The 10,933-nt window shown below is 55.2% G+C and carries 9 protein-coding genes; 4 read left to right on the top strand and 5 right to left on the bottom strand.

Translation table 11 applies throughout. From position 1 onward, the window contains the following. Positions 1-103 precede the first annotated feature (103 nt). On the bottom strand, positions 104-394 hold the full coding sequence (locus tag Q0796_RS09115; RefSeq protein WP_298442158.1) for a hypothetical protein: 291 nt from the start codon (positions 392-394) through the stop codon (positions 104-106). Positions 395-535: 141 nt separating this feature from the next. Beyond that, positions 536-1,936 carry an asparagine--tRNA ligase gene (gene asnS / locus Q0796_RS09110; RefSeq protein WP_298442157.1) on the bottom strand — a complete coding sequence of 467 codons (1,401 nt, stop codon included), beginning with the start codon at positions 1,934-1,936 and terminating at the stop codon, positions 536-538. 418 nt (positions 1,937-2,354) lie between these two features. On the opposite strand from asnS, the gene Q0796_RS09105 reads away from it, so the two are divergent. The 4 genes from Q0796_RS09105 to Q0796_RS09090 are packed head-to-tail and all read left to right on the top strand — an operon-like array spanning position 2,355 to position 8,622. Next, positions 2,355-6,059 carry an ATP-binding protein gene (locus Q0796_RS09105; RefSeq protein WP_298442155.1) on the top strand — a complete coding sequence of 1,235 codons (3,705 nt, stop codon included), beginning with the start codon at positions 2,355-2,357 and terminating at the stop codon, positions 6,057-6,059. Further along, the gene (locus tag Q0796_RS09100) at positions 6,052-6,678 is read left to right on the top strand and encodes a hypothetical protein (protein ID WP_298442154.1); all 627 of its coding nucleotides are present in this window, start codon (positions 6,052-6,054) and stop codon (positions 6,676-6,678) included. Before Q0796_RS09105 ends, Q0796_RS09100 begins: the two co-directional genes overlap by 8 nt. Continuing rightward, on the top strand, positions 6,678-7,928 hold the full coding sequence (locus Q0796_RS09095) for a hypothetical protein (RefSeq protein WP_298442153.1): 1,251 nt from the start codon (positions 6,678-6,680) through the stop codon (positions 7,926-7,928). Before Q0796_RS09100 ends, Q0796_RS09095 begins: the two co-directional genes overlap by 1 nt. A gap of 19 nt (positions 7,929-7,947) precedes the next feature. Continuing rightward, complete coding sequence (locus Q0796_RS09090) at positions 7,948-8,622, top strand: hypothetical protein (protein ID WP_298442151.1); 675 nt, start codon at positions 7,948-7,950, stop codon at positions 8,620-8,622. Here Q0796_RS09090 and Q0796_RS09085 read toward each other — a convergent pair. From Q0796_RS09085 to Q0796_RS09075, 3 genes are all read right to left on the bottom strand, one after another. Next, entirely contained in the window at positions 8,619-9,464 is an 846-nt protein-coding gene (locus tag Q0796_RS09085) for an FAD:protein FMN transferase (protein ID WP_298442149.1), read from the bottom strand. The genes Q0796_RS09090 and Q0796_RS09085 overlap by 4 nt on opposite strands. A gap of 119 nt (positions 9,465-9,583) precedes the next feature. Further along, entirely contained in the window at positions 9,584-10,087 is a 504-nt protein-coding gene (locus Q0796_RS09080; RefSeq protein ID WP_298442147.1) for a GNAT family N-acetyltransferase, read from the bottom strand. Further along, complete coding sequence (locus tag Q0796_RS09075) at positions 10,084-10,926, bottom strand: TetR/AcrR family transcriptional regulator (RefSeq protein ID WP_298442145.1); 843 nt, start codon at positions 10,924-10,926, stop codon at positions 10,084-10,086. Before Q0796_RS09075 ends, Q0796_RS09080 begins: the two co-directional genes overlap by 4 nt. Positions 10,927-10,933 lie beyond the last annotated feature (7 nt).

Raw genomic sequence — 10,933 nt, 5'->3', positions numbered from 1 at the left:
CCGAATCATGGATTGGCAAGATCTGCTGGCGGATGCGGTGGGGATACTAATAGCTAGTGCGATTTCACTAGCTATTAAAAACGAGGAGTTAATTGTTGGAGCTCTAATTTTGAATATCTATGACTGTGTCAGCCATGCGTGTTTCGCAGCGATAAGTATTCACTAAAATACCTAGATTTCCCCTGCTGGTGCTGTCGAGGACAGCATCTTTGTTGAATTTTGTGCAAAGGGTCTGAACGTCGCGGAGCATTGCTGGCAGGTTGATGACAGCGGGATCGTATTCAACAACAACTGAACGACTATTGTGCATCGCAACGTTATACGAGCTACCCCAAACGGCGATGCACCCTTGTAGAGCCAAAGGACAAAGAAAAATGAGTAAAAGCAGTCTCATCATAGTTCCGTTGATTAAATAAATGGAAATATACCAATAAGAACGCGACTATGATGTCGGTCAAAGCACATCTCAAAGAGCTAATTTACAAAATTAAAAAACCCGCCATTTGGCGGGTTTTATTTTATTCACGCAATTAACTTAGAAGTTACAGGTGCGTGGTGCGCGCGGGAATGGGATCACGTCGCGGATGTTGGACACACCGGTAACGTAAGACACCAAACGCTCAAAGCCTAAGCCGAAGCCGGCGTGTGGCACGGTGCCGTAGCGGCGCAGATCGCGGTACCAGTACATCTCGTCTTTTGGCAGACCCATGGCATCCATACGCTGATCAAGGACGTCCAGACGCTCTTCACGCTGGGAACCACCAATCAACTCACCGATGCCCGGTGCCAATACGTCCATGGCGGCAACGGTCTTGCCGTCGTCGTTCAGGCGCATGTAGAAGGCTTTGATGTCTTTCGGGTAGTTTTTCACAACCACTGGGGCGTTGAAGTGCTCTTCCGCCAAGTAGCGCTCGTGCTCAGAGGACATGTCGATGCCCCACTCAACAGGGAACTCAAACTCGCGGCCACACTCTTCCAAAATCTTAATGGCGTCGGTGTAATCTACCTGAGCGAAGTCAGCATCTACGAACGCCTGCAAACGAGAGATAACCTCTTTGTTTACCCGTTGCTCGAAGAACTTCAGATCGTCCATGCGTTCAGCCAGTACCGCTTTGAAACAGTATTTCAGCATGCCTTCAGCCAGTGCGGCGGCGTCGTCCAGATCGGCAAACGCCACTTCCGGTTCAACCATCCAAAACTCAGCCAAGTGGCGAGAAGTGTTGGAGTTTTCAGCACGGAAGGTTGGGCCAAAGGTGTACACCTTGCTCATTGAACAAGCGTAAGTTTCGGCGTTCAACTGGCCAGATACGGTCAGGAAGGTTTCCTTACCGAAGAAATCTTGGTCGTAATCGACGTCACCGGCGTCGGTGCGGGGGATGTTGTTCATGTCTAAGGTAGACACGCGGAACATCTCGCCAGCGCCTTCACAATCAGATGCGGTCAGCAGCGGAGTAGAGACCCAGATGAAGCCCTGCTCGTGATAGAAGCGGTGGATTGCTTGTGACAGCGAGTTACGCACGCGCATTACCGCGCCGGTAATGTTGGTGCGTGGGCGCAGGTGGGCGACTTCGCGCAGGTACTCAATCGAGTGGCGCTTGGCTGCCATTGGGTAGGTATCAGGATCTTCTACCATACCGACTACTTGTACACCGGTGGCTTTTAGTTCGAACTGTTGGCCTTTGCCCGGGGACTCAACAACCTCACCGGTCATCTCTACGGAACAGCCAGCGGTTAAACGCAGGATCTCATTCTCGTAATTTGGCAGCTCATTCGGTACCACGCCCTGAATCGGATCAAAACAGGAGCCGTCGTACACGGCCAGGAAGGAAATGCCGGCTTTGGAATCACGGCGTGTGCGGACCCAACCGCGTACCGTAACTTCGGTGCCGACCGCGTGGTCGCCTTTTAGGACTTCAGCAATGGTTGCCACTGTCATACTCGGAATGCTCTCCAACGAGTCGAAATCTACTATATCTCTACGATATTTCATTGGTTACCGGCAGTTACCGGTTTATCTCGGGAAAATCCGAGAATCGCCCATCTTACCTGTGTGGCGCAGTTTCTCAAGTGTGGAACGGCGCAAATCGGGCTTAAGCGTTACAAGGATAGCGTTGTTGGCGACAACGGTCGGTTTTGTAGTCAATTCGCGTGATTAAATCGGCAGCAAAGGCAAAATACGCCGCGGCGGATCAGGCTGAAAGTTGATGGTGAAATAACCGCTTTGCAGAAAAAGAGGGCAGTTGATAAAGCGCTATCGCGTCGATACAGCGCTACGGTTGTCGCTCGCGCCGCCGCTGGGGTAATCTAGCCGATTCACACTCTGTGCGTGGCTTTTGTTTAGGTAAGGTAACTTCATGGATCAACAGGCGTTCCGTTTACGTCGCATCATTATTATCGATAGCTTTTGGAAAGGAAAAGTTAACGAGATCGATTTTGACGGCCACACCCAATTAGAGGGAACCAACGGTGCGGGTAAAACGTCGTTGATGCGTCTGTTGCCGCTGTTTTATGGCATGCGTCCTGGTGACATCGTTTCTAAGGTGGATCAGTCCAAAAACTTTGTGGATTACTACCTGCCGCGGGAATCCAGCTTGCTGGTGTATGAATACCAGCGCGCCGACAGCTACAGCACCCAACAGTGCTGCATGGTGGCCAGCTGCGCCGGTGGCCGCAATATGCAGTACAAGCTGATCGATGCGCCCTATCAGCAACAACATTTTATCAGCGCCGATCACCGCCCATTCAAGGTGGCCGAGATTGAGCGCAACTACGGCCGTAACGTCTTTAAGTCGAACTACCTCAATGTGACGCAGTACCGCCAGGTGATTCAAAACCTGCGGGAAGGCCGCACCAGTGCCAACATTCGCGAGTTGCAGCGCCGCTTTGCCTTCAGCCATGTTCCGATGCCCCATGTGGAGCGAGTGGTTAATGGCACCATCGAGAAAAACCTCGATTTCGACGCAGTGAAAAAGATGCTGGTGGCCATTACCGCGGATTTTCTCGCCCGTGGCCAAGGGGATGATCACCGCGAGCCGATGCAGCTTAATAAAGATGAGATCGGCGCTTGGCTCAGCGACATTCAGGCCAGCCGCGAAGTGCACGCGGTGGCCGGTAAAATTGAACGCTGGCAGGGTGAGTTCACTCAGTTAGAGCAGCACCTGCTGGAACTGCGCCACCTAACGGCGCTGCTGGCGGATGAAAACAGCCAATTAAGCGAACAACAACAACAGCTGGACGACAGCATCAAAGCGGTTCGGGCAAGCCTGAAAGCGCTAGAGAGCAACTACGACAGCCAGCGCGATCAACTTAAAGGCGAACTGACGCTGGTGAAGGATCAGCTGCACGCCAAGCAAACCGAGTGTGATCGCTTGGATGAGCAAAAAGCCAACTTCGATGACGATGACGCCGCCTCTTATCAACTCAAAGCCGATGAGAAGGGCCGTTTTAGCTCGCAGCTGCAAGACGTTGAGCAGATCATCGTTAGCCTTGAAGGCGACGTGGCCAAGATTGCCGATAAATACCGCGACTTGCTGCACAAGCTGGAGCTGCAGTTAGCGCAGGAAGATGGCGATCTGAACCGGCAGATGGCGGTGATCCGCGATAACGCCAGCCGCCAGCTAGACACCATCCAGCAGGGTTATCAAACCCAGCGGCGCGAGTTAGAGCAACAGCAAGATGGCCGCAGCCTCGAACTGAAACAAAAGCTGATGCAGCTGCAACACCAGCAGCAGGTGAACGCCGACTCGCGGCAGCGGCCAGCGGTGGATCCAACCATCGAACAGGGGCTGCAACAAAGCCAGCAGCAGTTGGCCAGCGCCCAGCAGCAGCGCAGTGAACTGCTGTTGGCGCAAAGCGAGATCAACAAACGGCTTGGCACCGCCGAGCGCGATCGCGACCGCGCCTTAAACAAGCTGGGCACCGAACAGAACCGTCTGCGGGATCTCAGCGCCGAGCGCGACGCCGTCTCGCAACAGCTCAATCCGGCGGATGGCTCGTTACACGCCTTCTTAGATCAACAACCAGAAGCCGATGGTTGGAAGCAAACCATCGGCGCCTTGCTGGCACCGCAGCTGTTGGCTCGCACCGATCTGGCACCAAACTGGAGCGGTGACGGGCTGCAATCCCTCTATGGGGTAAAGCTGGATCTTAGTGCGCTGCAACACACCAACCCGCTGGCGCAAAACGAAGCCCAACTGCAGGCGCGTTTGGCAGAGCTGGAACAGCAGCACAGCAGCCAAGAACAGCTGCTCAGTGACATCAACGCCTTGCTGGAAAAACAGGGCAAAGAGGTTGCTCAGTGGCAGGGGCAATTCGCTAACAACCAGCAGCAAGAGCGCAAGCTGGCGGGGCAGATTGAACAGCTGCAGCAACAGCTTGAACGACAGCACCATCTGCGCGATGAATCCATTAAACAGCGCTTGCTTGAACTGGACGCCGATGCAGAGCAGCTGCGAAAACAGCTGCAACAGCTGAAGCAGCAACAGCAGCAGCACGATGATTTAGCGCAAGATCAGTTGCATGAACTGCACAATGGCTTTCTGGAACAACGCTCTACCATCGAAACCGATCGCGATCTGCAGCTGGACACCTTGGCGCAGCGTTTAAGTGAATTAACCGCAAGCACCAACGAACGCCGCAAAGATTACAAGCGCCAGCAGAAGCAAGCGCTGGATCAGATCGATCCCGATGGCGAGATTGATCGTCGCCACCAAGAGCGACGAGAGCTGAACGCCAAGCTGCAGCAATGCGCCGAATTTGAAAACAAAGCGCGGATCTACGCCGACTTTATCAGCAAGCAGTACAGCCAGCGCGACGCCCTAGGCCAAGCGTTGATGAGCCTGCAGCAGCAAGCCAATCAGGGCGACAGCGCCTTGCAGCAGCTGGAACAAGACTATCAAGGCAGCCGCCGCAGCCAGCGCAATGAACTGGATAAGCTCAAACAGAAAGCGGAACGCAGCGCCGAGCTGTTGGCCCATCTGGAACGCGCCAGCGCCAGCGTGCAACCACTGGCGTTAGAGCCGCAGCTCGATGGCAACATGCCGCGCTACCAAGCGCAGATGCTGCCGGATTTTGTAAAGCAGAATCTGGATCAGTTCAGCCTGTTAGAGAAAACCCTCACCAAAGAGATCAGCAGCTTTGCCAGCACCTTACGCATCAAGCACGGCAAATCGAGCCTGTATGAATCGTGGGTCAAGTTGGTGGCAGATAATGACCGTTTTGAAGGCTGTGAAACCGTACTCAAGTACCGCGCCCCACTGACGGATCTGTTGCAAAGCGCCGGTCAGCTTAAAGCCTCTACCGGCTTGCTGATCCAAACCAACGCCAACATGATCAACGAGTTCTATCAGCATCTGGCCAACTTCGATCGCCGCATCAAACTGGTGGGGCGCAAACTGTCAGAGCGAGTAACCGAGCTGGCCAAGTTTGAAGCCTTTGCCGAGATCAGCGTCGGCACCGTCACCAAGCTGGATCAGCTGGAATACTGGCGACCACTGAAGAGCTTCTCCGAGTGCTATGAACTGGCCAAAGATCAGCTTAATGACGCCAACAGCGACATCCCGGAAGAGCTGATCACCGCCATGCGCGATCTGGCACGAGTGCTGCCAGCGGAAGGGGTGCAGCTTGAGCACAACGATCTGTTCGATTTGGAGTTTGTGATCACCGAGAAAGGGCAGGTAAAACGCGCCCGCAACGCGCGCCAGCTGAAGAAAGTCAGCTCTACGGGCTTGTCCTATTTGGCGATGCTGTCGCTGTTTGCTGGGTTGTTGGCGATGCTGCGGGGAGACAGCAAGATCCCAAGCAGCATTATTTTGCCGGTGGATGAGCTGGGTGAGCTGGCGGCCGAAAACATTAAGCTGCTGCTGGATATGTTTGATGGCAACGCCATTCAGATTTTGTCGGCATCCCCAGCCACCGATCGGCAAGTGCTGGCGCTCTACCAGAATCACTACAAGCTGAAAGACAGCAAGATCTATCAGGCCCATGTGCCGATGTCGAAGTTAGAGCAGTTAATGGCAGCTCGCGCGGCCAAGCAGAGTGAGGCACCAACCCATGTTTAAACACACCATTGAAACCCTGTTGGCTGGCGAAGTGATCTGCCAAACCGCCTACCCAGATGAACATGAGTACCTGCAATCGGCCAGCAACAGCCAAGAAGTAGACGAGTTTCTGCAGAAGCTGGAGCGCAGCCTAACGCACTTTGAATCCGCCGGTGCCTACTACTGCACCTACAACAGCGTGGACGACAGCAACCGCAAGAAGATCAGCGAACTGTTTAGCTCGATGCGCAGTCATTTTCGACCGCTGGTGGAGTGGCTGGATATGCTGCTGCAAGCCACCGGTTCGGATGTGCCACTGCGCGCCAAAGACAGCATCAAATTTACTGCATTGCTGGAAGCGTTTGAGCACGATCAAACCCTAACCGAGCAACTGCGGCGGCTAACCAATATGGCGCCGTTTAAAACCAACCGGTTAGAGCTGCGGGATCAACTGGGCACCGTGTTCGCCAAGCTGGAAGAGCTGGGTTACTTAGTGCGCCACGCCCAAGGCAGCAACAGCTACTACGCCACCGCACGCTTTGATCTGATCTACCTGCTGATTGAGTTTCTGAACGACAGCGAAAAGCTGGAACTGCCGGAAGTGCAAGAGCCCAGCGCCCAATCGGAGCTGCTGCTGTAATGGCCGGTTACGATCGCAATCAAGTTGCGGCGCTGCTGCGGCAAATTGGCCAAGCGGATCAGCCGCTGAGCGCCGCCTACGTGGATGGCACCATCAGCGCCACCAGCGACAGCGACAGCCAGTTGCGGGCGCTGCACAAAGCCAAGTTGCTGCGGCCAGAGGAAGATCTGGGTGATTACCGCATCGCCACCGATCTAAAGCGGCTGCTGAACAAATTACTGCGTCATCAAAGCTCCTACCGTCAGTTGACCGACATGGGCAAGGTGATTGAAGCGATGGAAGAAGCGGTGGACGACTACCGCGATTCCTACCTGAACAACCAACTGGATGACGCCGAGCACTACCTCGATCAGTTTGACGACTTGGCTTACGAAGCGCGAGACAGCTTAACCACCAGCTTGGACAACATGCACTACGCCATCTCCAGCCAGTTTGGTTTTGTGGCCACCTTGGGGGCCAAGGTGCGGGAAAACCAAAAAGCGTTGGATTACGCCCAAAAGCTGCTTAACGAACTGCAGCAGATCGATCCGGCCATCTGTTACGACTGGATCTTTGAAGCCGCGCCTACCGAACTCGCCCGTAAGATCACCGGCTTTATTCGTTGGTATCGGGATGCACTGCAACGCTTGGCGCACACCATCGACAAGATGCGCCAAAGCCTGTTCCGCCTGCGCCGTCAGGTAAAACAAGCCAACCAGCTTAAGGGCATGGCGCGTTACCTGCGCCAGCACCCAGAGTACCAACTGCCAGAGGATCTGCATCTGGATGCGGCCTTGCCGCAACCGCTGAAACTGTCGCCGAAACTGGCGATGGGCGGCTTGCCGGACGTGCGCTCTAGCACCCAAGAGGATGACTTAGTTGGCATTGTCCAGCACCTGCGTAAGCTCAGTCAGGCCCAGCCGGATCAACGTGGCCGTGAAGGGGTAGCCGTTGAAGATCAGCCGCTGGAGATCCTCGGTTACATCAGCGATTGGGCGCTGGATGAAGTAGAGCGTTACTTCGAGTTGGCGCTGGCGCAAACCGAACTGAGCGCCTTGGCCTATTGGCAACAACAGCAGCCAAGCTGGGCCGAAAAAGATCAGCAACTGGAACCACAGATGTGGATTGAATTGGTGTTTGGTTACTACTGCAATCTCAGCATCACCATGCAGCAGGCCATCGATCTGCAACTGCAAGAAGCGCTGAAAGATGGCACCAACAACAACTTCACCTACAGCGACGTTACCGTGCGCTTTCGCGCCGCCAGCTAAGGGCTAACAACAATCACCGATGGCTAAAAGCAAGGATCTGCTGCCAACTCGCATCGAATTGGCCAAAACCCATAACAACGAAAAGGGCGGCAGTCGCCCCGTTGGTGCCGATTTAGTGCTGGCTAGCGCTCTAAGCACCGTATGCGTAAATGGTCTGCGCTTGCCCATCCACAAGGTTAACCGCAGTGGCGTGATGCTCAATTGGCGTGAGATAGAGCGTATCGAGCATGACTGCGTGGTGCTGGTGGAAAACCTCGCGGTAATGACGGCACTGGCGCAACTGCAGTTGCCGGATGAGCTGCAAGGTGCGCTGTTTCTCTATCGCGGCGACGCCAACGACAATCACACCAGCGCCGCTTATCAATGGTTTCGCCAGCTCACTCACGTTAACAAGGTGGTGTTTGCCGATTTTGATCCGGCAGGCATCGAGATCGCGATTTCCAGTGGTGCCGAGTGGGCGCTGCTACCGCAGCAAGCCCAGTGGGAGTATTTGTTGCATCCACAGTGGCAACAACTGATCGGTGCTGAATCGCGCTTTTACGCCCAAAGAGAGAGCCTTAATGGACTGGCAGAGCGCACTAATAAACCAGAATGGGGCGAACAACTCCTGCGCACCATGGGCAAGCATCGGCAAACCCGCACCCAAGAACATCTAATTGCCCATCAAGTGCCGTTGGCGCTGTTTCCGCTTTAATCCTGCGGCCAGTGACTGAGCCAATAATCCACCCCTTGGGCGGCAATAAAGGCTTCGGCATCGGCGCCGTGCAGTAGCGCCAAGGTGCTGAGTAAACCCGCGTGCAAGCAGCTTGCCCCCGCCACGGTAAGCTGCGCTGGTGCTTGGCTGATGGCCCAGCCGCTTTTCGGGTTTAAAATGTGGCTGTAGCGTATCCCATCTTTTAAAAGATAACGCTGGCTGTCACCACTGGTGGCCAGCGCCCCAGCACGGATGCTCAGCACCTCACTGGCGTGATCGAGCATGCCCAGCTGGCTGATCCCAATCTGCCACCCACTGCCGTCGGTTTTGGGTTGAGACACGGCGATGTCGCCACCAAAGTTCACTAACACCGATAATTGCGGTGCCTGCTGCGCCAGCATCGCTGCCACACAATCCACCGCATACTCTTTGCCAATGCCGCCAAAGTCCAGCTCCATCCCCGTTGGCAGGGTGATCTGGCTTTGGTCAAACTGCACTTTTTCCCAGCCAATCAGCGGCAGCAACGCATCAATTTGGGCTTGAGTTGGCAGTTGATCACCGCCATCAAAGCGCCACGCTCGTCGCAGTACCCCAGCACTGAGATCAAACAAGCCATCACTTAACGCAAAGCATTGCTGACCAAAACACAGCAGCCGGTGGGTTTCGTTGTCGATGGCGACTGGCTTACCCGCGCTGTGGTTAATGGCGTGGCATAGGTTATCGCAGCGGTAGCGGCTGTACTTGGCTTCAATTCGCCAAGTGATTTGCGCTGCCCGTTGCAGCAGTTGCTGCGCTAAGGCTTGGGGGCAATCCTCAATCAACAACTGGCAATCGCTGGCCATCGCTGCAAATTGCCCCCGCCACAGCTGCCCTTGGCGGCGCAGGGTTATCTTGGCGTGGTTCGGGGCAAGGGGATGAGTGCGAGCGGCAGTGGCGATGTGGGCATTCCTGCTGTGGCGGCTTAGCGCGATAAGATTAACTGATAGAAATCAGTGTCGCCTTGTTGCTGGCCTAGTTCAAATCCCAGTTTACGTAATACCGCGGCGGAGGCGGGATTATCACGACCAACGCCGCCGATAAGCCGCTGCCAATAACTGTGGTGTTGTGCCCAGTCGATCCAGTGGCGTAACAGCTCCGTCGCCAAGCCTTGGCCCCAATACGCTTGCCCGAGCAGGTAACCGATGTGCACCTGCTCTGGCTCAGCGAAGGCGAAGCAGAAGCCGATGGCCTGTTGCTGGCTAGACACCAGCAGCAAGGTGCTGTCGGCCAGCATTCTATCTAGCCAGATCGCAGCGCTGGCTTGGTCGGTAACTGCGGCAAAGTAGGGCGGCAGCGGCGCCACCACTGCAGGCGTCAGTAGGGTGATGGCAGCGTCGATCAGTTGCTGATGCTCAGTGGTGGTTAATGGCAAGGTGACTTGGCTTACTTCAAGCCGTGGGCTGGTAAATAACGTTGAGAGGCTCACTGGCCGTTACCCTCCTGAGCACCGCTGTTTGCCGCCAGTGCTTCTAAGCGGGCGCACACCGCTTCCAGTCGACTGGCGGTTTCGGCTTGTTGTTGGCTGAGCTTGGCTGCACTTGCACCATGCCCATCATGCGCGGCAATGGCAACACCCGCAGTGGTGGTTTCAGCACTGGTAGAGGCAATTGGGCGAGGGTGCAGGCTGATGGCGCGCCATACCGGCTCCACCAAGCGCTGGGCGTGTTGGGCCAAGGCGTCGTCGCTGGTGATCGCTTTGCTCAGTAGGGTGCGGGCACTGTATTCAAAGCCGCCAAAGTAGAGATCGCGGATCACCCCCAGCTCCAGCTGCGGATCCAGCTCGCCACGGGCGATCCCTTCGCGGATCACCCCATCAAACACCTTGGTGTAATCGCGATTAACGCGATACAAACTCGACTGGCGATAATCCAGATACACCTCGGCATTCACGCTTAAATAGACCTGCAACGAACGGATCAACAGAAAATTATCAGCGCAGCAGCGGCTGATGTGATGGTGTGCCAAGCGCACCAGGCGGGATTTGGTGTCCAGTTCTTGTTCAATGGCGCGTCCAGCCGAGGCGGTAAGATCGCGGTAAAAGCGCTGCAAAATGCCCTCAAGCAGGGCGTTTTTATTGCTGAAATAGTGATACACGGTGCCTTCAGACACCTTAGCGGCGGCGGCAACCACGCGGGTGCTGGTGCCATGAAAGCCTTTTTCAGCAAACAGGGTGGCGGCGGCGTTAAGAATATCGTCTTCACGATCCTCTACCCGTTGCCGAGGTTTGGGCTTGCTGTTGCTATTTACGCTGGTGTTCGCGGCCACGGAGGTT

This window comes from uncultured Ferrimonas sp., from assembly GCF_947489035.1.
Lineage (GTDB): Bacteria > Pseudomonadota > Gammaproteobacteria > Enterobacterales > Shewanellaceae > Ferrimonas.
The sequence above is the reverse complement of the archived record's forward strand: the minus strand, read 5'-3'. Positions and strand labels throughout refer to the sequence as shown.

Bases quoted from the DNA above. Each gene is read 5' to 3' on its own strand.
- Q0796_RS09115 (WP_298442158.1), bottom strand. From the start codon at position 394: ATGAGACTGCTTTTACTCATTTTTCTTTGTCCTTTGGCTCTACAAGGG.
- asnS (WP_298442157.1), bottom strand. From the start codon at position 1,936: ATGACAGTGGCAACCATTGCTGAAGTCCTAAAAGGCGACCACGCGGTC.
- Q0796_RS09105 (WP_298442155.1), top strand. From the start codon at position 2,355: ATGGATCAACAGGCGTTCCGTTTACGTCGCATCATTATTATCGATAGC.
- Q0796_RS09100 (WP_298442154.1), top strand. From the start codon at position 6,052: ATGTTTAAACACACCATTGAAACCCTGTTGGCTGGCGAAGTGATCTGC.
- Q0796_RS09095 (WP_298442153.1), top strand. From the start codon at position 6,678: ATGGCCGGTTACGATCGCAATCAAGTTGCGGCGCTGCTGCGGCAAATT.
- Q0796_RS09090 (WP_298442151.1), top strand. From the start codon at position 7,948: ATGGCTAAAAGCAAGGATCTGCTGCCAACTCGCATCGAATTGGCCAAA.
- Q0796_RS09085 (WP_298442149.1), bottom strand. From the start codon at position 9,464: ATGGCCAGCGATTGCCAGTTGTTGATTGAGGATTGCCCCCAAGCCTTA.